At 61.1% G+C, this 20,368-nt stretch carries 16 protein-coding genes; 8 read left to right on the plus strand and 8 right to left on the minus strand.

From position 1 onward, the window contains the following. Window positions 1-35: 35 nt before the first annotated feature. The gene (locus tag KO538_RS09260; RefSeq protein WP_235194139.1) at window positions 36-1,151 is read right to left on the minus strand and encodes a porin; all 1,116 of its coding nucleotides are present in this window, start codon (window positions 1,149-1,151) and stop codon (window positions 36-38) included. Window positions 1,152-1,376: 225 nt separating this feature from the next. Between KO538_RS09260 and KO538_RS09265 the strand changes: the two genes are divergently transcribed. Then, window positions 1,377-2,294 carry a LysR family transcriptional regulator gene (locus KO538_RS09265; protein ID WP_034745670.1) on the plus strand — a complete coding sequence of 306 codons (918 nt, stop codon included), beginning with the start codon at window positions 1,377-1,379 and terminating at the stop codon, window positions 2,292-2,294. Between the two features lie 8 nt (window positions 2,295-2,302). Here KO538_RS09265 and rsmA read toward each other — a convergent pair whose 3' ends face one another. The 4 genes from rsmA to KO538_RS09285 form a co-directional block, all read right to left on the minus strand. Beyond that, window positions 2,303-3,082 (minus strand): 16S rRNA (adenine(1518)-N(6)/adenine(1519)-N(6))-dimethyltransferase RsmA, encoded by a 780-nt coding sequence (rsmA, locus tag KO538_RS09270; RefSeq protein WP_034745667.1) that lies wholly within the window; start codon window positions 3,080-3,082, stop codon window positions 2,303-2,305. A 100-nt stretch (window positions 3,083-3,182) separates the two neighbouring features. Next, complete coding sequence (gene pdxA / locus KO538_RS09275; protein WP_219328096.1) at window positions 3,183-4,238, minus strand: 4-hydroxythreonine-4-phosphate dehydrogenase PdxA; 1,056 nt, start codon at window positions 4,236-4,238, stop codon at window positions 3,183-3,185. A gap of 19 nt (window positions 4,239-4,257) precedes the next feature. Next, on the minus strand, window positions 4,258-5,667 hold the full coding sequence (locus KO538_RS09280) for a peptidylprolyl isomerase (RefSeq protein ID WP_034745661.1): 1,410 nt from the start codon (window positions 5,665-5,667) through the stop codon (window positions 4,258-4,260). Window positions 5,668-5,755: 88 nt separating this feature from the next. Next, window positions 5,756-7,993, minus strand: a complete 2,238-nt coding sequence (locus KO538_RS09285; RefSeq protein ID WP_072457256.1) for an LPS-assembly protein LptD — start codon at window positions 7,991-7,993, stop codon at window positions 5,756-5,758. 1,146 nt (window positions 7,994-9,139) lie between these two features. Here KO538_RS09285 and ltrA point away from each other — a divergent pair. From ltrA to KO538_RS09315, 6 genes are all read left to right on the plus strand, one after another. Beyond that, window positions 9,140-10,843 (plus strand): group II intron reverse transcriptase/maturase, encoded by a 1,704-nt coding sequence (gene ltrA, locus KO538_RS09290; protein WP_219328097.1) that lies wholly within the window; start codon window positions 9,140-9,142, stop codon window positions 10,841-10,843. Window positions 10,844-10,967: 124 nt separating this feature from the next. Continuing rightward, a complete protein-coding gene (locus tag KO538_RS09295) occupies window positions 10,968-12,035 on the plus strand; it encodes an aminoglycoside phosphotransferase family protein (protein ID WP_219328098.1) in 1,068 nt (355 codons plus the stop codon). A 196-nt stretch (window positions 12,036-12,231) separates the two neighbouring features. Further along, a complete protein-coding gene (gene murU, locus KO538_RS09300; protein WP_219328099.1) occupies window positions 12,232-12,951 on the plus strand; it encodes an N-acetylmuramate alpha-1-phosphate uridylyltransferase MurU in 720 nt (239 codons plus the stop codon). After that, window positions 12,951-14,273 carry a Xaa-Pro aminopeptidase gene (gene pepP, locus KO538_RS09305; RefSeq protein ID WP_219328168.1) on the plus strand — a complete coding sequence of 441 codons (1,323 nt, stop codon included), beginning with the start codon at window positions 12,951-12,953 and terminating at the stop codon, window positions 14,271-14,273. Before murU ends, pepP begins: the two co-directional genes overlap by 1 nt. 9 nt (window positions 14,274-14,282) lie before the next feature. Continuing rightward, on the plus strand, window positions 14,283-15,425 hold the full coding sequence (locus KO538_RS09310; RefSeq protein WP_219328100.1) for a UbiH/UbiF/VisC/COQ6 family ubiquinone biosynthesis hydroxylase: 1,143 nt from the start codon (window positions 14,283-14,285) through the stop codon (window positions 15,423-15,425). 115 nt (window positions 15,426-15,540) lie between these two features. Beyond that, entirely contained in the window at window positions 15,541-16,485 is a 945-nt protein-coding gene (locus KO538_RS09315) for a sensor domain-containing diguanylate cyclase (RefSeq protein ID WP_081368390.1), read from the plus strand. 45 nt (window positions 16,486-16,530) lie between these two features. Here the strand turns inward: KO538_RS09315 and KO538_RS09320 are convergent, their stop codons facing one another. The 3 genes from KO538_RS09320 to KO538_RS09330 are packed head-to-tail and all read right to left on the minus strand — an operon-like array spanning window position 16,531 to window position 19,445. Further along, window positions 16,531-17,985 carry an NAD(P)(+) transhydrogenase (Re/Si-specific) subunit beta gene (locus KO538_RS09320; RefSeq protein WP_219328169.1) on the minus strand — a complete coding sequence of 485 codons (1,455 nt, stop codon included), beginning with the start codon at window positions 17,983-17,985 and terminating at the stop codon, window positions 16,531-16,533. Window positions 17,986-17,993: 8 nt separating this feature from the next. Further along, on the minus strand, window positions 17,994-18,308 hold the full coding sequence (locus tag KO538_RS09325; protein WP_034745644.1) for an NAD(P) transhydrogenase subunit alpha: 315 nt from the start codon (window positions 18,306-18,308) through the stop codon (window positions 17,994-17,996). 24 nt (window positions 18,309-18,332) lie between these two features. Next, on the minus strand, window positions 18,333-19,445 hold the full coding sequence (locus tag KO538_RS09330; RefSeq protein ID WP_219328101.1) for a Re/Si-specific NAD(P)(+) transhydrogenase subunit alpha: 1,113 nt from the start codon (window positions 19,443-19,445) through the stop codon (window positions 18,333-18,335). Window positions 19,446-19,857: 412 nt separating this feature from the next. On the opposite strand from KO538_RS09330, the gene KO538_RS09335 reads away from it, so the two are divergent. Continuing rightward, entirely contained in the window at window positions 19,858-20,337 is a 480-nt protein-coding gene (locus KO538_RS09335) for an NUDIX hydrolase (protein WP_034745637.1), read from the plus strand. Window positions 20,338-20,368 lie beyond the last annotated feature (31 nt).

A 20,368-nucleotide genomic window follows, 5' to 3' on the forward strand; every position in this document is an offset into this window, starting at 1 on the left:
CGCTGCGGGACAGCGCATGTAAAGATGAATCAGAGTCAGAAATAATGCCGCATGCCGGCGATCAGGACGCTTTGCGTCTTGCCGCCCGAGGCGCCGAAGCCGAACACGCGGGCGAACGTCGCATCGCCGGCCGCTTTCTGGTAGCTCCAGGTGATGGCGATATCGGTGCGCTTGGACAGGAAGTAATCGGCCTGGAAGTTGACCTGATGCCATTTCGGCGTCTTGTTGATCACGTCATATTTACCGGTGGTAAAGAAATATGAGGCGCCCAGGTTCAACGCTTCCGTCAGTTTGTGGTTCACGTTCAAGTCCACGTTTTGCAAGGTCAGATTGCTTTGATCCAGGTAGTGGTAGCGCACGTTGGTGTACAGCGCGCCAAACTTGGTCTTGCCGACATTATAAAAGCCTCCCGTGCCGGCGATGGCCTGGCTGTCCACGCCGGCGCCCTTTACGGCGCTCTTGTTGAAGATCAACAAGGAGCTGCCATAGTCGTTGCCGATGGCGCCATTCGGCGCGTCGGGGCTGTTCGGACGGTCCATCTTGGTATACGCAACGGCCCAGCTGAAGGCGTCGACCTTGTAGCCGGCGCCCATGCTGTAGACGCGGTTGCGGTTCGAGTCTTCCGGATTTTCGCTGAAGCCGTACAAGCCCGTGAACGACAGGTTGCTGATGTTCGGGCTCACATACTTGACGGCGTTTTGCACGCGCAGGTTGTTGTAGCCATTGTCGTTGTCGCCGATGTGCACGCCGTTACTGGCGATGACCACGGGGCCCAGCAGATCCTTGACGGCTTCGTACTGGCGGCCAAGGGTGAGCGTACCCTTGTCGTTGCTGGACAGCCCCACATACGACTGGCGGCCGAACAGACGGCCGCTTTGCGAGGCCGTGCCCGTCATGACGTTAAAACCGTTCTCCAGCACGAAGACGGCCTTGGTGCCGTTGCCCAGGTCTTCCTGGCCGCGGAAACCGATGCGGGGATTCTGATTCGTGCCGCTCAGCGCATGCGTGCGGCTGCCCTTGCCTTCATCCGATACATAGCCGATACCGGCCGACAGCAAGCCATACACTTGCACGCTGCTTTGCGCCTGCGCCACGCCATGCGCCGCCAGCAAGCCCCCCACCACCATCGTTCCCGTCATCCATTTGTTCATCGCCGCCACCCTAAAAAGAATAAACCCTGAGTTTTTTTGGAATTATTTTATTGATGCATCCCTTGCATGGCGTGCTGCCGCGAGTATCGGCGCCGCCTGGCAAGCGCTTCTCTGAAGATTGTTGCCTTCAAGACAAGTAAGGACCAGTCCAGAATATGGTAAATTGCAGGATAAGAAAATTTGTTTATTTTTATAAATCCATTACTTTTTCTAATAAGCAAACCCATGCATGAACTGAGCAAGAAAATTTCCTTACGACATTTGCAAGCGTTTGCCACCCTAGCCCGGGTAAACAGCTTCAGCAAGGCCGCACAGGAATTGTGCGTGACCCAGCCGGCCCTCAGCGCATCGATCAAGCTGCTGGAAAACCAACTGGGAAAAAAGTTGTTTAACCGCACAACCCACCAGCTGGAACTGACGCGCGAAGGCAAGCTGGCGCTCGACTACGCCACGCATTTATTGAATACGGCGAGCAATACCTTTGCCGATATCCAGCGCGCCATCGGCAGCGGCCGGCACCGCATCCGCATCGGCGCCATCCCGTCGGCCATGGCGATGACGGCCGTGGTGGTGGCGCGCTACTGCGAGCAGCATGGCGATGAAGTGGAAATCGTCCTGTCGGACATGCCCAACGATGGCTTGCTGCACGCGCTGCATTCGGGCCAGCTGGACTTTTGCGTGGGCATCGAAGTGCCCGGTTCCGTGTCGCTGGAAAGCGTGGGCCTGTTCGAAGACGAGCTGGTGCTGGTGACGGCGGGACGCCATGCGCTGGCGCCGCTCAAGGAAGTGCGCTGGGACCAGCTGGCGGGCCAGGAAATCGTCGTGTTCACCAAGGGCAGCATCTGGGAGTTCGCCTCGAGCGCGCTGCGCCAGCATGGCTTGAGCCCGTCGAGCCTGTACCAGATGATCCACAGCGAATCGCTGTACGGCGTGGTACGCGCCGGCATCGCCGTGGGCATCATGCCCAGCCTGTACACGACCTTCCTCAACGACGAGGACCTGCACGTGGCGCCGCTGCGCCAACCCACGTGCAAGCGCAAGATCGCCCTGATGCGGCGCAATGAAATCAGCCGCAACCACCATGTGGACGACTGTTTTTCAGCGCTGCGGCAGGATTTGCAGCAGGTCGACCAGTGGTTTTAAGTTAATACTTAAGCAGGTGCCTTCAGCAAGTTCGCCAAAGCCACATACTGCTCCAGCCCCACCGTTTCCGGACGCAGGGTTGGGTCGATGCCGGCCGCCTTGATCTGCTCTTCCGTAAACATCCCGGCCAGGCAGTTGCGGATCACCTTGCGGCGCTGCGAGAAGGCCTTCATGACGACGGCTTCCAAAGTCGCCTGATCGCAAGCCAGGCGCTCGGCCACGGGGATCATGCGCACGATGGCCGATTCCACTTTCGGAGGCGGATCGAAGGCCGTCGGCGGCACGATGAACAGCAGCGACATCTTGTAGCGCCACTGCAGCATCACGGACAGGCGGCCATACGCCTTGCTGCCCGGCTCGGCCACCATGCGTTCGACCACTTCCTTTTGCAGCATGAAATGCTGGTCCTGCACCAGCGGCGCGAAGTCCGCCAGGTGGAACAGCAGCGGGCTGGAAATGTTGTACGGCAAGTTGCCCACGATGCGCAGCTTCTGGCCGGCCGGCACGGGGATTTGCGCGAAATCGAATTTCAGCGCATCGCCCGAATGGATCGTCAGCTTGGCAGGATTGAAGGTTTTTTCCAGGCGCACGATCAGGTCGCGGTCCAGCTCGACCACGTGCATCTGCTTCAAATGGCGCAGCAGCTGCTCCGTCATCGCGCCCAGGCCGGGGCCGATCTCGACCATGGCATCGTCCGGCTGCGGCCCGATGGCGGCCGTGATGTCGTCGAGGACGAAGCGGTCATGCAGGAAGTTCTGGCCAAAGCGTTTGCGGGCAACGTGTTTCATAATGTGTTTTCTATTAATGCGGTAAAGCCGGCACAGGCCGGCGGAATCGGTTGAGCAGGCAGCGTCGGGTTACGCCGTGCCGGCTAACCCGACCTACGCTCTATGCTCTGGTCGGGGTGCTGGCGCGCAACATGTCGAGCGCCGTTTGCAGCGCTTGCTCCATGCTGTGGCCGTCGGCCAGCCCCAGCCCTTGCGCGGCCAGGTCCAGCGCCGTGCCATGGTCGACCGAGGTGCGTATCAGCGGCAAGCCCAGGGTGATATTGATGCCGCGCCCGAAGGTCGCGTATTTCAGCACGGGCAAGCCCTGGTCGTGGTACATGGCCAGCACGCAGTCGGCATCGGCCAGGTATTTGTGCTGGAACAGGGTGTCGGCCGGGTACGGTCCGCGCGCATCGATGCCGCGCGCTTGCGCCGCCGCAATCGCCGGAGCGATGACATCGATTTCCTCGCGTCCCAGATAGCCGCCCTCGCCCGCGTGCGGGTTCAGGCCGGTGACGAGGATGCGCGGCGCGGCGATGCCGAATTTCCGTTGCAGGTCCGACTGGAGGATATCGAGGGTGACGGCCAGGCTGTCCATGGTGATGGCAGCGGACACGTCCTTCAACGGCAGATGCGTGGTGGCCAGCGCCACGCGCAGGGTCGGTTCGCCATGGCCGGGTTCACCGGCCAGCATCATCACCACTTGCGGCGTGCCGGTTTTTTCTGCCAGGTATTCCGTATGGCCGGAAAAGGCCACGCCGGCGTCGTTGATCGTGCTCTTTTGCAAGGGCGCCGTGACCATGGCGCCAAACCAGCCGGCTTCGATGCCTTCCACGGCCGCGTCCAGGGTGGCGAGCACGGAACGCCCGTTTTCCTTGTCCAGCACGCCGGGAATGACATTGTTCACGGTGGGAATATCGATCACGGCCAGGCGGCCGGGTCCGAACTGGGGCAAGCCGCTGTTGCGTACGGCTTGCAGCGACAGCGCCGCCAGACGGATCTCCGGGTCGATCAGGCTGGCCGTCAGCGCCAGGAAGGCGGCGTCGCCCAGCAGGATGCAGTTGACCTCATGCCGCATGGCCCAGGCGGCGCGGATCGAAATTTCCGGGCCGACACCGGCCGGTTCGCCACAGGTAATGGCGATGGCCGGGCGGCGGGCAACAGGCAAGTTACTCATGCGCAATCAGTCAGCGGCATTACTGGTCGTCCGCGCGGAATTCGACGTAGGCACGGTCGCGCACTTCGCGCGCCCAGTTTTCCGTCGCTTCTTCCAGCTTGCGTTCGCGCAAGGCGTTGCGTGCGGCAGCGCGCTGCTTCTCTTTCGAGACGTCATCGCTCTTGCGTTCCAGCACTTCGATCAGGTGGAAGCCAAAGCTCGATTCGATCGGTTCGCTCACCTCGCCCGGTTTCAGCGCATTCATCGCCGTTTCGAATTCCGGTACGGTGTCGCCTGGATACAGCCAGCCCAGGTCGCCGCCCTTGGCCGCGGAGCCGTCGTTCGAGAACAAACGGGCCAGGTCTTCGAACTTGGCAGCCTTGTTGTCGAGACGCTCTTTCAGCTCCAGCAATTTACGCTTGGCTTCGGCCGCCGACAGGGTCGGCGTCACTTTCAGCAAGATGTGGCGGGCATGCGTCTGCTGCACGGCGGCGACGGCTTGCGCCTCGGCAGCGCTGCGGCGGTCCACCAGTTTCAGGATATGGAAGCCCGTGTTGCTCTTGATGATAGGCGTGATCTGGCCCGGCTTCAATTTCAGCAATTGCTCCGTGAACAGGGGCGGCAGGCGGTCGCTATTGCGCCAGCCGATATCGCCGCCGCTCAGCGCATCGCTGGCGTCGGAATAGCTGGCGGCCATCTTGGCGAAATCGGCGCCCGTGCGCAGCTGGCGGCTGACTTCTTCGGCGCGCGCGCGGCGTGCGGCGATTTGTTCAGGGCTCGAGTTTTCCGGGATGCGCACGAGAATTTGCGCCAGGTTCAGCTCCACCTGTTCGCTGGCGGCCGCCTTTTCCGCTTCCAGGAAGTTATCCACTTCGGAATCGGAAATCTGGATCTTCGCGTCGACTTCGTGCTCGCGCAGGCGCTGCATGATGATTTCATCGCGGATTTCTTCGCGGAAGGTCGCAAACGGCGTACCTTCTTTTTCCATCTGGTTGCGCAGCTCTTGCACCGTCATCTTTTGCTGTTCAGCAATACGGCCAATCGCGCGGTCCAGGGTCAGGTCATCCACGCGGACGCCCATTTCCTTGGCCAGTTGCATTTGTGCGCGCTCGACAATCATGCGCTCGAGCAGTTGACGACGCAGGTCGGCAGGATCGGGCAAGGGCACGTTCTGCGCCTTCATGCGCTGCTCCACGCTCTTGATACGGGCCGCCACTTCATTGCGCGTAATCACATCGTCATTGACGACGACGGCGATGGAATCGATGGTCTGGCCACTGCTCGACGCGGGGGGAGTGAATCCCTTGACCGGCGCTGGGGCAGCGGCAGCGGGCTTGGCCGCAGGAGCTGGCGCAGCCTGTTGCGCCCAGACACTACTGGTCGTGGCGCCGGAAATGGCGCACAACAAAACCGTTGCAATTTTGAGTTGGTGCATACTGGCATTACGCATAATGTGTAGAGCGCTCATGAGTTCAGGTGAATAAAAAAACCGGTTTGTGCCAGCGCCGGGAACACCGGCGGCGGCAACGGTGCCTATCTTAACGGAGTGGCTGGCTCAATGTCTGGTAACCAGGGATGGTTTTTGTAAAAGTTTCCAGGCCATTCGCACCCAGGCCCAGGCCATTCGACAAGCCCGTCAATTCCAGCTGGAAGAAGATCGGCGTCGAGACAGTCTTGGTCGTCGTCACGAAACGCTGCGCGCCCATGCGGAACACCCAGCAGTCGCCCTTGTATTCCAGGCCGACCAGGCTTTCCAGCATGCTGCGATCCTTGATGGAGTAACTGATGCGGCCGACGCCATACAGCCGGTCCGTCAACGGCCATTGCGTCGACACTTCCGCATTGCGCAGGACGTCACGCTGAAAACGGTTACTGAAATTCAATACCTTCTTCGGCCCTGGCTGATATTGCAAGGTGTAGTTGTAGCTCATCAGGCGGCGATCGCTGGGATTGTACTGCAACAGGCTGTCGGCGGTCCAAGTCTCGGACACGCGGCCCGTTGCGGCCAGCAGGATATCCGAACGCGACTGGTTGACGGGCGTCGTCGAATTGAGCTGCACGCGCTGGTCGGCAAAATAGAAACGCTGGCCGAAAGTCAGGCGCATGCGCTCCGTGCCGTCCGATTGCAGGAAGCGCGAGACGACGGCGGCCGTGACCTGGTTGGCGTCGCCGATGCGGTCGCTGCCGACAAAACGGTTTTCCGTGAAGATCTGCGTCAGGTTGAACGTGCCATCGGCCGTGTCGAAGTTCGGGAACTGCGACTGGTCGCGGTACGGCGTGTAGACGTAGAACAGGCGCGGCTCCAGGGTTTGCGTGCCACCCTTGGCGCCGAACAGATTCGTGTCGCGCTCAAACACCAGGCCGCTGTCGACCGAGAAGGTCGGCACGGCGCGCGTAAACGAGGTGTCCTTAAACAGCGCCTTGGTCCGTGCGTCATTGTCGAGCTGATACGCGCTGGCATTGAGCATCAGCTTGGGCGTGACGAAATAACCAGGGCGCATGATGGGGAAACTCACCTGCGGCACGGCCACGAGGCGCGAGCCTTGCACCAGGGTCGGATGCGCGAAGCGCGTCGCTTCCGCGTCGAAGGTCCAGTCGAAACCGCCCCAGACGTCGTATTTGCCTGCGTGGAAGTTCACCGCCGGCAAGCGGTCATACGGGCGTGGCACGACCACATTGGGATCGGGATCCTGCAGCACCTGGTAATTCTGCACGCGTGCCGTCAGGCTCCAGTCCTCGGTGCGGTAATCGGTGCGCAATTCGCGCAGCAACTGGCGCTCGGTGGCGGAGGCGACGGTTTTCGAGAAATCGTTCGGGTAATTATTGTCCGACGCCTCGCGCAGATCCCAGCTATAAGTCCAGCCCTTGGCCAGCGCCTGCTCATGCTTGGACTTGATCATGTAGCGGTTGGTCTTGGTTTGCTTGTCGTTAGGCAAGAATTCAAACGACGTTTCACCGCCATACAAGCCGGCATCCGTCTCGCCCATGTAGCGGCCCGTCGCACCGAGCTGGATGCCGCGCCGCTGGATGTAGCGTGGGAACAGGGTCAGGTCGCGGTTCGGCGCGATGTTCACGTAATACGGCATCAGCAGCTCGAAGCCGTTCTTCGAGGCAAAGCCCGGCGTGGGCGCCAGCCAGCCCGAGCGGCGCGCACCCGACAGCGAAAACGAAATGCCCGGCGTGCCCAGGATCGGCACGTCCTTGAAATAGATGATGGTCTTGCTGCCGGTGCCCACGTCGCGGCCCGTATCGAGGTTCAAGGTGCTCGATTTCAGGTACCAGTCCGGATTCGGCCCCTCGCAGGTACTGTACGTGCCGTCGATCACAGTGGCTTCGTCTGGATTGATGAAGTCGACGCGCTCGGCCTTGCCCTGGCCGCCGCCCACTTCGAAGCGATAGGTCGGGTTGAGCAGGAAACCCTTGCCGGTCTCCATGTTCAGCTTCAGGACGTCGCCCGTGTAGTAATCGCCGAAACGCCACATCTTGATATGGCCCTCGGCGTCGAACTGATCTTCAACTTGTTTGTAACAAGCTGTATCGGCCGTCATTTTTGTGGTTTTTCCGCGCTCAATCACGACATTCTGGTCGAGATTGATCTCTCTTTCCGGTCGTCCGTTCATGCTGTTCGCCGTCATGACGGTGGGCGCGTCGGGATCTTCCACATGCACGGGACGCGGTGCTTTCTGGGCGTGGACAGGCACCGTCGTGGCGGCGACGAGCGCGCTGATGGCGAAAGCCCAGCGCTGCGAAGGGGGGGAGGCCGAAAACCAGCTCATGAATTGGAAGGGGCAAGCACCATTGACAGGCGATTTTTTGATTTGAATCCCTTATTATATGGGAATCTGTGCGACACGCCTTAAAGCTCGGGTAGCTGGCCCCGGTCGCAACGTAGCAGTAACGACTAGCAGCGCAGGAACTGCGCAGGCAAATCACTGGTTTACCAGTGATAAAACAGTGAGGGGCTCCCCGGAGTACCCATTCTTGGCAAGACAAGACACGCTGCGAGAACGTGGCTTGTCAGTCTTATACGCCCGCCGCATCACCGGCGAGTAGCTATCCCTTTGCCTGTTTTTGATTACACAAAACATTGAAACTGTAGTTTATTTGCAAAGCTTGTAAATATTTTACATTTGCTTACAATTTTCTATATTTCAACAGTTTTCTGCAAGACTCGGTTTTCTCTCAGCCGAGTCATACCCGAGTGAAACTCTTCGATATCTTGTCATGCTTCAGTGTTGCAACTGCTGCCATGACCGGATGTACGACCATCTGTCACCTACTTGAGTGTGCGTCGCCAGTAACGGCGGGGTGCAAAGCCTCAGGGACAACGTACCCCCATTCTTTTTCGGCAGCCCGGCGTGCGAACGCCTGGCTGGAGACTGCGAGCAGCGATGCGGTCCAGGGGCTAGGTGAGTGCTGCAAGGGCAATGTTATGTGAACCATCGTTTGAACCCTCGTAAATATTAATAGGCCAAAGCTGCTAACAGGCCTAAACCAAACGGTACGTGGCTGGCTATCTCCGTGGATTCTGGGGATACGTCGTCATTCAGCCACCGGGGGAAAGATGGGCCCTAAACAGCCAGTCGCGATGTAGCTGTCGCGTCGATATCGTTGGGAACGTGGTAAGCCCGACTCCCTGCCGCTCGATCAAAGAACCGAGATAGCGGCAAGCAAACCGCAAGGCACGCCCTTGGGGGAGCGGGTAGAGGAGGATGGAGAAAGCGAATGCCGGGCTGTAATGGTCCGGATAGGGATTCAAGATTTGTCCCGGCCTGAAAGGGTGCCCACTTCCATCTGGTGTAATAGTCGTCATACGACTGTACTGGCTCCAGGCAGTCATCATTTTCAACCGCCCCGAAGGGATGCAGCTCACCCTTCGGGGATGCGCTGTGTCTCGTCGGAACAACTACACGAGGTTCAGCATGAAAGTAACCGCCAGCAGTCTTGCCGGTTCTGCGTCCTCGCACGTGCCAACTGAATGGGTCGCCATCAACTGGCGGCTCGTACAACGCAACGTGAGAGCCATGCAGCATCGATTAACGAAGGCTACACAGGAAGGCGACTGGCGCAGGGCGAAAGCGCTGCAAAGGTGGCTAACCCACTCGTTCAGCGCGAAGGCGCTGGCAGTCAAACGAGTGACAGAGAATCAAGGCAAACGAACCGCAGGCGTGGACCAGCAGTTGTGGGACTCAGCAACGCAGAAGTTCGCTGCCATTGCGCAGTTGAAGAAACAAGGCTATCGGCCCCTGCCATTACAGAGGGTCTTTATTCCCAAGTCAAATGGAAAGATGCGCCCACTGGGCATCCCTACCATGCGGGACCGGGCGATGCAGGCGCTTCACCTGCTGGCCTTGGATCCGGTCTTGGAAACGCTGAGTGATCCCAACTCATACGGGTTTCGCAAAAATCGCTCAACGGCCGATGCGATGTCGCAAATTTTTCTCCAGACCTGCCGGAAAGTCTCGGCAACCTGGGTATTGGATGCGGATATCGAAGGTTTTTTCGACAATATCAACCATCAATGGCTGGTCGACAATGTCTTCATGGACAAGTCGATCCTGTCTAAATGGCTGAAATCCGGGGTAATTGACCGGAAGCAATTGATGGCAACCACAGCTGGAACGCCACAGGGCGGCATCATCAGCCCTGCCCTTGCGAATTGGACGTTGAACGGACTGGAGACTGAACTGATTGCGCACCTCGGTGCGAAATTCGGCAAGTCAAAGGCAGGCAAGCTCAAAGTCGGTGTCGTGCGATATGCGGACGATTTTGTCGTTACCAGTGGATCGAAGGAATTGCTGGAAACGGAAATCAGGCCATGGATCGAAGCATTCCTTGCAGTCAGGGGATTGCGACTGTCCAGTGCCAAAACCAAGCTCGTGCACATCGATGAGGGCTTCGACTTCCTGGGGTGGAACTTCCGAAAATATTCCGGGACACTACTCATCAAGCCAAGTAAGAAGAACATGAAAACGTTCTATGAAAAGCTGAGGAAGACGATCAGCGAAAACATCGGGGCGAAGCAGGAGAATCTCATTCGATTGCTAAACCCCATGCTGCGGGGCTGGGCGCAATATCACAGCCCTGCAGTCGCCAAGGAGGCGTTTTCGACGATGGAGTCGCTGCTGTACTGGCGGCTTCGTCGCTGGGCCATGCGCAGGCATCCGAAGAAAACCGACAGTTGGATACGCGACCGATACTGGCGCCCAACCGAGAGTGGAAATCGGGTGTTTGCAGCGGACGTTGTCACAAAGAATGGCAATAAGGCCATGAAGGAACTGTACTCGTTACCAGGTACGGCGATTCTGCGTCACACGAAAATCAAGGGCGGCTATCACCCCTACGATCCGCAATGGGAACTGTACGGCGAAACCCTTCGGCAGGAACGCATGTTGAAAAACATGTCTTACCGGCGTGAGTGGGCCAAGCTCTACCTCGACCAACGTGGCTTGTGCGCTCTGTGTGGATACGAGATGAACATGGAAACCGGATGGCATGACCACCACATGGAATACCGTGTGGCAGGTGGTTCCGAGGCCCTTGGAAATCGCGTATTATTGCACCCAAATTGCCATATAAATGTGCACGCAAACGATTTACACGTTGCGAAGCCGGTCCCTGCATAGGGACTTTTATTATGCTTGAGCCGTGTGCGGTGAAAGTCGCACGCACGGTTCTTAGGGGGGAGAGCTTCCAGCAATGGGGTTCTCCTACCCTCCGCACCATCAACCCGATTCCACAGGCCGCTTAATGTCATTCTCCCCCAATTCCTCCACCGCGCCGGCCTCCGCCGACGCTCGCCTGACCCTGTTGAAAGCCTGGTTGACCTCGCTTAACCTCGTCGCGCCCGAATCCGCCCGCCCCGCTTCCAGCGATGCCAGCTTCCGCCGCTACTATCGTCTCGATGTGCTGCCAGGTAACACAACATTGCCAGGAAGTACACTGATCGCCATGGATGCGCCGCCCGAGCGCGAAAACGTGCCCGCCTTTGTCAAGGTGGCCGGCTTGCTGAAAGGCGCCGGCGTGTCCGTGCCCGAGATCATCGCGCAAGACCTGGAGCAGGGCTTCCTGCTGCTCTCCGACCTGGGCACGACCACCTATCTCGACGCCCTGAACCACGACAACGCCAGCGTGCTGTACGCCGAAGCGCTGGAATCCTTGATGAAAATCCAGCTGGCCAGCCAACCGGACGTCTTGCCCGAATTCGACCGCGCCTTCATCCTGCGCGAAATGAATCTGTTCCCGGAATGGTTTATCGGCAAGCATCTGAGCGCCACCTTGACAGATGTGCAACAAACCCAGCTGGAGAAGGTCTTCGAAGCCATCACGGCGAATATCTTGTCGCAGCAGCAAGTATTCATGCACCGCGACTACCATTCGCGCAATTTGATGCACATCAACGATGGCTCCATCCCGAATCCCGGCATCCTCGACTTCCAGGACGCCGTTTTCGGCCCCGTCACCTACGACATCGCCTCGCTGCTGCGCGACGCGTATATCCAGTGGGATGAGGAACTGGTGCTCGACTGGGTGATCCGCTACTGGCAGCGCGCCAAGCAGCTGGGCTTGCCAGTCAATCCCGACATCGACGCCTTCTACCGCGATTTCGAATTCACGGCCCTGCAGCGCCACCTGAAAATCCTCGGCCTGTTCGCGCGCCTGAATTACCGCGACGGCAAGGATCTGTACATGGGCGACCTGCCAACCGTGCTCGACTACGTGCGCAAGACAGCCAACCGCTATACGGAACTCAAGCCGCTGGTGCGTTTGCTCGATGCTCTTGAGAACAAAACGCCCCAAGTCGGCTACACCTTCTGAGGACACCGGCCAAAACCTACTGCGCGTCGCGCTTTGCGGCCGGCGATGCTCACCGTACTAGAGTACGGTTGCGCTTCTCGGCCACAAATCACTGCCGCTCGCTACGGTTTTGCCAGGTGTCGCTACTGCAGAATTAACTTATTGTACGGCTCACGCCACGCAACCTTTACCGAACGAAACAGAAAACGAGTACCCCATGAAAGCCATGATCTTTGCCGCAGGCCGCGGTGAACGGATGCGTCCGCTTACCGATACCTGTCCCAAACCGCTGCTGAAAGTGCGCGGCCGTCCGCTGATCGTCTGGCATGTGCTGAACCTGGTGCGCGCCGGTATCACGGACATCGTCATCAACCATTCGCACCTGGGCCATCTGATCGAGGAAACCTTGGGTGACGGTAGCGCGTACGGCGCGCGCATCGCGTATTCGCCCGAGACCACGCCGCTGGAAACGGCGGGCGGCATCGCGCAAGCGCGCCACTTGCTGGGCGAGGAACCGTTCCTCGCCATTTCCGGCGACATCTATTGCCCGTATTTCGATTTCAAGCAGGTGCTCGACGTGCTGGCCGACAAGGACGTGCTGGGCACGCCGTACCCGGCCGACCAGCGCGATATCGCCTGGGCCTATCTGGTGCCCAATCCCGACTTCCACCCGAAGGGCGACTTCGGCCTGACCTTGTTCGCGATCAACAATACGGACGACACCAGGTGGACCTTCGCCAATATCGGCGTGTACCGTCCTGAAATGTTCGACGGCATCGCGCCTGGCAGCCATGCCAAACTCGGCGATTTGCTGCGCCGGTATGCGGACCAGGGCCGCGTGGGCGGTGAAGTCTATACCGGCGAGTGGACCAATGTGGGCACGCCGGCACAGCTCGACACGCTCAATGGCGTGGCAGCGAAGGCGCCTGCGGCATGATGGCCAATTACGCGGCACGGCGCGCGGCGCTGCTGGCGCAGATGCTGCCGGGCAGCGTGGCCATCCTCGCCACGGCGCCCGAAGTGCCGCGCAACAGCGATTGCGATTATCCGTATCGCCACGACAGCTATTTCTATTACCTGAGCGGTTTCACGGAACCCGACAGCGCCGTGGCCCTGGTGGCCGCCAGCGCCACGGCGCCCGCGCGCGCCATCCTGTTTTGCCGCGCCAAGAACACGGAGCGCGAAATCTGGGACGGTTTCCGCCACGGCCCCGAGGCGGCCCGCGCCAGCTTCGGTTTTGACAGCGCCTTCCCCATCGAGGAACTCGACGTGGAAATGACACGCCTGCTGGCCGACGCCCCCGCCATCTACCATGCGCTGGGCGGCAGCCTCGATGCACAGGTCAAGGTGTGGCGAAACAATGTGCGGCAAAAGGCCCGCAGCGGCGTCACGGCGCCCGCCATCGCGCATGACATCCATGGCATGCTCGACGCCATGCGCCTGCTGAAAGACACGGAAGAACAAAACCTGATGCGCCGCGCGGCCGCCATTTCCAGCGCCGCCCACGTGCGCGCCATGCGCGCCACGCGTCCCAGCATGCACGAATATGCGCTCGAAGCGGAGCTGCTGTACGAATTCCGGCGCAGCGGCGCGCAGTTCCCCGCCTATTCCTCCATCGTGGCCGGCGGCGGCAACGCCTGCATCCTGCACTACAGCGCCAACAACGCGGTATTACAGGACGGCGAGCTGGTATTGATCGACGCCGGCTGCGAACTCGATGGCTATGCCTCGGACATCACGCGTACCTGGCCCGTCAACGGCCGTTTCAGCGGCCCGCAGCGGGCGCTGTATGAACTGGTGCTGGCCGCGCAGCAAGCGTCGCTGGACATGGTGCGCCCCGGCTTGCCGCACAGCGCCATCCACGAAGCGGCCGTGCAGGTGCTGGCGCAGGGCATGCTGGACCTGGGTTTGCTGGACCGGCAAAAAAGCGGCGGTGTGCAGGACGTCATCGCCGACAAGGCCTATATGCCCTTCTACATGCACGGCACCAGCCACTGGCTGGGCATGGACGTGCACGACGTGGGCGCCTACCGCGACACGGATACCCCCGGAAAGCCGTGGCGCGCTTTGGCACCGGGCATGGTGCTGACGGTGGAACCGGGCATCTATGTGCGCCCCGGCGCGGGCGTGCCGGAGCAGTTCTGGCATACGGGCATCCGCATCGAAGACGATGTGCTGGTCACGCCGCAAGGCCATGAAGTCTTCAGCACGGCACCCAAGAGCGTCGCTGAAATCGAACAACTGATGTCACAGGATTAACGCCGCCGCATGCATACACCGTCCACTTTCGATCTCGCCATCTGCGGCGCCGGCCCCGTCGGCATGGCGCTGGCCGCCCTGCTGGTACAGCGCGGCAGCCGCGCCGACGGCATCGTCCTGCTCGACGCCAAATCCATCGAACAAGCGAGGCGCGATCCGCGCACCATCGCCCTGTCGCACGGCAGCCGCCAGATTCTCGAGGAAGCGGGCGCCTGGCCCGTGGAAGCGACACCGATCCATCAAATCCACGTCTCGCGCCGCGGCCAGTTCGGGCGCAGCCTGATGGACCGCAGCGAGCATGGCGTCGAGGCGCTCGGCTACGTGGCCCGTTACGGCGCCGTCGTCAGTTCGCTGGCCGACGTGTGCGAGCGCCTGGGCGTGGCCAGCCTGCGCCCGGCGCTGGTGACAGGCAGCGTGGAGGATGCCGATGGCGTCAGCGTGCAGATCGACCAGGCGGGCGCCGCGTCGAGCTTGCGCGCCAGCCTGCTGGTGCAAGCCGAGGGCGGCCTGTTCGGCCAGCAGCAGGAACGGGCCGTCAGCCGCGACTATGGCCAGAGCGCCATCATCGCCCATGTGCGCACAAGCAGCCCCATCGTCCACCGCGCGTATGAGCGCTTCACCGACGAAGGCCCGCTGGCCCTGCTGCCGCAGGACGATGGCTACGCGCTCGTGTGGTGCGTGCCGCCCACGCGTGCAGAACAATTGCTGGCGCTGGACGACGCTGCCTTCCTGGCCCGCTTGGGCGCCGCCTTCGGCAGCCGCCTGGGACGCTTTACGCATACGACGCCACGCTTGGCCTATCCGCTGGGCTTGAACGCGCAGGCGAACGGCACGGCGCGCACGGTCGCCATCGGCAATGCGGCGCAAACCCTGCACCCGGTGGCGGGACAAGGCTTGAACCTGGGCTTGCGCGACGCCGCCGTGCTGGCCCGCGTGCTGGCGCAGGACGGCAGTCCGGCCGGGCTGGAACGCTACGCCAGCCTGCGCCAGACCGACCGGGGGCTGACCGTGCGCGTCACCGACACCATGGCGCGCATCTTCACGGGCAGCGCCCCCACGCAAGGCTTGTTGGGCCTGTCGCTGGGTTTGCTGGACGTATTTTCCCCTGCACGCAAGGCACTGGCTGGGCTGATGATGTACGGCCGCCGATAAGGCTTAACAATAAGGAAAGAGCTGGGGCGAAAAAGAAACAGGGAACATATCCGGCATGGAATAAACGGCCCGCGGATGCGACAATGGCTGTCACCTGGCTTTTGGCGACCGTTCCATGACAGATGTATTGCCCGCAGCACCGCCTGCCGCTCTTCCCGAAGTGCTCTTTTCCCGCCTGCTGGAAGACGCCCTCGACGCCGTCATCATCATCGACGAGCATTGCCGCATCCGCTATATCAATGGCGCCATGCAGGCATTGTCGGGCTATGCGAGCGGGGAATTGCTGGGCCAGACCTTGAACGGCCTGCTGCCCGACGCCGTCGGCGCGCAGCACGACAACCACGTGATCAATTACATCCGCAGCTCGCGCACGTCCAGCGTGCTGGGCAAGATACGCGAATTCGCCATCCGCCACCGCGACACGCAGATGATCCCCATCGAAATGAAGGCGATGGACCTGGGCGTGGTCGACGGCATCCGCTATTTCGGCGCCTTCTTGCTCGACGTGCGCGAACGGCGCGAACTGGCGGCCAAAAACGCCAGCCTGCTGGCGCAGCTGGAACAGCAGGCGCTGCACGATGCGCTGACGTCGCTGCCGAACCGGCGCGCGTATGAAGCGCAAGCCGAGCAGGCGATGGCGCGCGCGGCGCGCAGCGGCGCCGCCTTGACCGTGGGCGTGGCCGACCTCGACCATTTCAAGAAGATCAATGACCGCTACGGCCATGCCGTGGGCGACGCCGTACTGCGCACGGTGGCGCAGGCGCTGCGCGACACGGGACGCATCACCGACGTGGCGGCGCGCCTCGGTGGCGAGGAATTCGGCCTGCTGTTCCCCGACGCCAGCCTGCAGCAGGCGCATAGGGTGGCCGAACGCATCCGCGCCGCCGTGGCCGCCGCCATCACGCCGTTGCCCGATGGCGGCGAACTGCAGGTGACCATCAGCATCGGGGTGGCGTCCCTGACGGCCGGCGCCACCCTGGATGCGGCCATGTCCGATGCCGACAAGGCCCTGTACGCGGCCAAGCACCAGGGCCGCAACAAGGTCGTGGCGGCCCAATAAAAACGGCCCGCGCAAGGCGGGCCGTGCGGTCGCTGCAAGCCGTGCTTATTCGACGGCCTTGAGCATATCCTCGATCACCTTCTTCGCATCGCCAAACACCATCATCGTGTTCGGCTGGTAGAACAGGTCGTTGTCCAGGCCCGCATAGCCGGACGCCATCGAGCGCTTGTTGACGATGATGCTCTTGGCTTTATACGCTTCCAGAATCGGCATGCCGGCGATCGGCGATTTCGGATCTTTCGCCGCCGGGTTGACGACGTCGTTCGCGCCCAGCACCAGCACCACGTCCGTCTGGCCGAATTCGCCGTTGATGTCTTCCATCTCGAAGACCTGGTCGTATGGCACTTCCGCCTCGGCCAGCAGCACGTTCATGTGGCCCGGCATGCGCCCCGCCACGGGGTGGATCGCATACTTGACGGTGATGCCCTTGTGCGTGAGCTTTTCCACCAGTTCCTTGAGCGAGTGCTGCGCGCGCGCCACGGCCAGGCCGTAGCCGGGCACGATGATGACGGTTTCCGCATTGCTCATGATGAAGGCGGCATCGTCGGCCGAACCCGATTTCACGGGCCGCTGTTCCTGCGCACCGGCCGCGCCGGCCGCCGGCGCATCGCCGCCGAAGCCGCCGAGGATGACGTTGAAGAACGAGCGGTTCATGGCCTTGCACATGATGTACGACAGGATCGCGCCAGACGATCCCACGAGCGAACCGGCGATGATCAGCATCGAGTTATTCAGCGAAAAGCCGATGCCGGCCGCGGCCCAGCCCGAGTAACTGTTGAGCATCGACACCACCACCGGCATGTCGGCGCCGCCGATGGGGATGATGATCAGCACGCCCAGCGCAAAGGCGATCAGGGTCATGACGATGAACGGCGTCCACGCCGGTTCGACGCCATCGGCGAAGCAGAACGTCAGGCCCAGTCCCACCATCACCAGCGCCAGCACGAGGTTGAGCATGTGCTGGCCCTTGAAGCTGACGGGCGCGCCCTGGAACAGACGGAACTTGTATTTGCCCGACAGCTTGCCGAAGGCGATCACGGAACCGGAGAACGTGATGGCGCCGACAAAGGTGCCGATGAACAGTTCGAAGCGGTTACCGATGGGCAGCGCCTCGCCATGCTTGGCGATATTGAAGGCCCACGGTTCCGACACGGCCGCCACGGCGATGCACACTGCGGCCAGGCCGATCAGCGAGTGCATGGCCGCCACCAGTTCCGGCATCTTCGTCATTTCCACGGTTTTCGCCAGGTAGGCGCCGATGGCCCCGCCCGTGACGATGCCGATGATGACGAGGGTCAGGCCCATGCCGCCCGTCTGCTGCTCCTTCAGTTTCAGGATCAGCGCCACGGTGGTGACGGCGGCAATGGCCATGCCGCTCATGCCAAAGGCATTGCCGCGGCGCGCCGTCGATGGCGACGACAGGCCTTTCAGGGCCTGGATGAAGCACACCGAGGCGATCAGGTACATCATCGTCACCAGGTTCATGGTGACGAAGCTCATGGCGTGACTCATTCTTTTGCTCCTTGCTTGGCCTTCGGTTCTTTTTTACGGAACATCTCGAGCATGCGCTGCGTGACGAGGAAGCCGCCGAACACGTTGACGGCGGCCAGCGCGACGGCCAGGGTGCCGGCCACTTGCGCCAGCGGGCCATCGGTCAGGCCGGCCGCCAGCATGGCGCCGACGATGATGATCGCGGAAATGGCATTGGTGACGGCCATCAGCGGCGTATGCAGCGCCGGCGTGACGGTCCAGACGACGTGGTAGCCGACATAAATGGCCAGCACGAAGATGATCAGGTTGGTGATGGTATGACTGATTTCCATGATGTTGTTCTCTCCGGCGCCGCGTTATTTACGTAAGATTTCGCTGCCTGCGCAAACCAGGCTGGCCTTGATGATTTCATCCTCGCGGTCGATCAGCAATTGATCGTCCTTGTCGATGATGAGCTTCAAGAAGTCCAGCACGTTGCGCGCATACAGGGCCGAAGCGTCGGCCGCCACCAGGGTGGCCAGGTTCGGCTCGCCCACGATGTAGACGCCGTGCTTGACCACCGTCTTGCCCAGTTCCGACAGCGGGCAATTGCCGCCCTGCTCGACGGCCAGGTCAACGATGACGGAGCCCGGTTTCATGGCTTTCACCGTTTCTTCGGAAATGAGCACGGGCGCGGCGCGGCCGGGAATCAGCGCGGTGGTGATGATGATGTCGGCCAGTTTCGCCCGTTCGTGCACGAGTTCGGCCTGGCGGCGCATCCAGTCGGCCGGCATGGCGCGCGCATAGCCGCCCGAACCCTTGGCGATCTCTTTTTCTTCATCGGTGAGGAAAGGCACGTCGAGGAACTTGGCGCCCAGGGACTCCACTTGTTCCTTCACGGGCGGGCGCACGTCGGACGCTTCGATGACGGCGCCCAGGCGCTTGGCCGTGGCGATCGCCTGCAGTCCTGCCACGCCCACGCCCATGATCAGCACGCGGGCCGCCTTGACGGTGCCGGCCGCCGTCATCAGCATCGGCATGAAGCGCTGGTAGGTATTCGCGGCCACCAGCACGGCCTTGTAGCCGGCGATATTGGCTTGCGAGGACAGCACGTCCATCGACTGCGCGCGCGTGATGCGCGGCACGGCTTCCAGGGCGAAGGCGGACAGGCCGGCCGTGGCCATGGCGGCGATATTGTCGGCGTCAAACGGGTTCAACATGCCGATCAGCACCGTGCCGCTGGCCATCAGGGCCCGTTCATCGGCATCGGGCGCGCGCACCTTGAGCACGATGGCGCAGCCATAGGCTTCCTGGGCGGTGCCGATCTGCGCGCCGGCGGCGGCATAGGCGTCGTCGGGAATCGAGGCTTGCAGGCCCGCTCCGGACTGCACGACGACTTGATGCTTGGCTGCCAGCTTCTTGACTGTCTCGGGCGTTGCCGCCACCCGCGTTTCACCAGGCCGTGTTTCGGCCGGTATGCCTATCCTCATGATGCCTCCGCTAATTGATAAACTGACTAGAATCTAACACGGAAAGCAGCGCGTTAAACGTTTGTGAAGCAGCAACTTTTAGTCGTACGACACTAATTTACCCGTAATACCAATCCTTGTTCCGCCATGCGGTATGGCGACCATATTGTGGGAAAGGTGTGTCAATCTCACCACAGTCGAGCACGCGTACGCGCTTGTTTTGACCACAGGGAAAGCCTATATTAGCGGGCGCTTGCTACCCTCTTGCCGACTAAGCCCCCATGCTAGTGCGCTCCCCGGGACAGACGTAAGTACCTCCCACCGCTATTTGCTAAAACGTTGTCATTTATCAATATGTCCGCGCAACAAAAGGCCGGCTTCAAACCGCGCGCGCAGAACAAGATAAAATGTCGGCTCTTTCAAGGATGGAATCATGCCGAGAATCTGGAAACCCTCTGTCACCGTTGCCGCCATCGTCGAACGCGACGGCCTGTTTTTACTGATTGAAGAAGAGACCAGCGAAGGCATCAAGATCAACCAGCCGGCCGGCCACCTCGACCCGTTCGAGTCGCTGGAGCAGGCGGTGATCCGCGAAACGCTGGAAGAAGCGGCTTACGATTTCATCCCCACGGCACTGGTCGGCATGTACATGTCGCGCTATCAGTCCTTGCGCACGGGCGAGGACGTGACCTACTTGCGCTTCACCTTTTGCGGCACGGCCGGCGCCGAGCATGACCGCCCGCTGGACGAAGGCATCATCCGCACCTTGTGGATGACGCGCGACGAGCTGGCCGCGTGCCAGGAGCGCCACCGCAGCCCGCTGGTGCTGCAATGCGTGGACGAATACCTGGCTGGCAGGCGCGCGCCGCTGGCCCTGCTGCACACGCATGCGTCCGTTTTCAATAGCGCATAGCAACATTATCTAAAGTACACTGGAAAGCAAG

It is taken from the genome of Janthinobacterium sp. NKUCC08_JDC, from assembly GCF_019345575.1.
Classification (GTDB): Bacteria; Pseudomonadota; Gammaproteobacteria; order Burkholderiales; family Burkholderiaceae_D; genus Janthinobacterium; species Janthinobacterium aestuarii.

Bases quoted from the DNA above. Each gene is read 5' to 3' on its own strand.
- KO538_RS09260 (WP_235194139.1), bottom strand. From the start codon at position 1,151: ATGAACAAATGGATGACGGGAACGATGGTGGTGGGGGGCTTGCTGGCG.
- KO538_RS09265 (WP_034745670.1), top strand. From the start codon at position 1,377: ATGCATGAACTGAGCAAGAAAATTTCCTTACGACATTTGCAAGCGTTT.
- rsmA (WP_034745667.1), bottom strand. From the start codon at position 3,082: ATGAAACACGTTGCCCGCAAACGCTTTGGCCAGAACTTCCTGCATGAC.
- pdxA (WP_219328096.1), bottom strand. From the start codon at position 4,238: ATGAGTAACTTGCCTGTTGCCCGCCGCCCGGCCATCGCCATTACCTGT.
- KO538_RS09280 (WP_034745661.1), bottom strand. From the start codon at position 5,667: ATGCGTAATGCCAGTATGCACCAACTCAAAATTGCAACGGTTTTGTTG.
- KO538_RS09285 (WP_072457256.1), bottom strand. From the start codon at position 7,993: ATGAGCTGGTTTTCGGCCTCCCCCCCTTCGCAGCGCTGGGCTTTCGCC.
- ltrA (WP_219328097.1), top strand. From the start codon at position 9,140: ATGAAAGTAACCGCCAGCAGTCTTGCCGGTTCTGCGTCCTCGCACGTG.
- KO538_RS09295 (WP_219328098.1), top strand. From the start codon at position 10,968: ATGTCATTCTCCCCCAATTCCTCCACCGCGCCGGCCTCCGCCGACGCT.
- murU (WP_219328099.1), top strand. From the start codon at position 12,232: ATGAAAGCCATGATCTTTGCCGCAGGCCGCGGTGAACGGATGCGTCCG.
- pepP (WP_219328168.1), top strand. From the start codon at position 12,951: ATGGCCAATTACGCGGCACGGCGCGCGGCGCTGCTGGCGCAGATGCTG.
- KO538_RS09310 (WP_219328100.1), top strand. From the start codon at position 14,283: ATGCATACACCGTCCACTTTCGATCTCGCCATCTGCGGCGCCGGCCCC.
- KO538_RS09315 (WP_081368390.1), top strand. From the start codon at position 15,541: ATGACAGATGTATTGCCCGCAGCACCGCCTGCCGCTCTTCCCGAAGTG.
- KO538_RS09320 (WP_219328169.1), bottom strand. From the start codon at position 17,985: ATGAGCTTCGTCACCATGAACCTGGTGACGATGATGTACCTGATCGCC.
- KO538_RS09325 (WP_034745644.1), bottom strand. From the start codon at position 18,308: ATGGAAATCAGTCATACCATCACCAACCTGATCATCTTCGTGCTGGCC.
- KO538_RS09330 (WP_219328101.1), bottom strand. From the start codon at position 19,445: ATGAGGATAGGCATACCGGCCGAAACACGGCCTGGTGAAACGCGGGTG.
- KO538_RS09335 (WP_034745637.1), top strand. From the start codon at position 19,858: ATGCCGAGAATCTGGAAACCCTCTGTCACCGTTGCCGCCATCGTCGAA.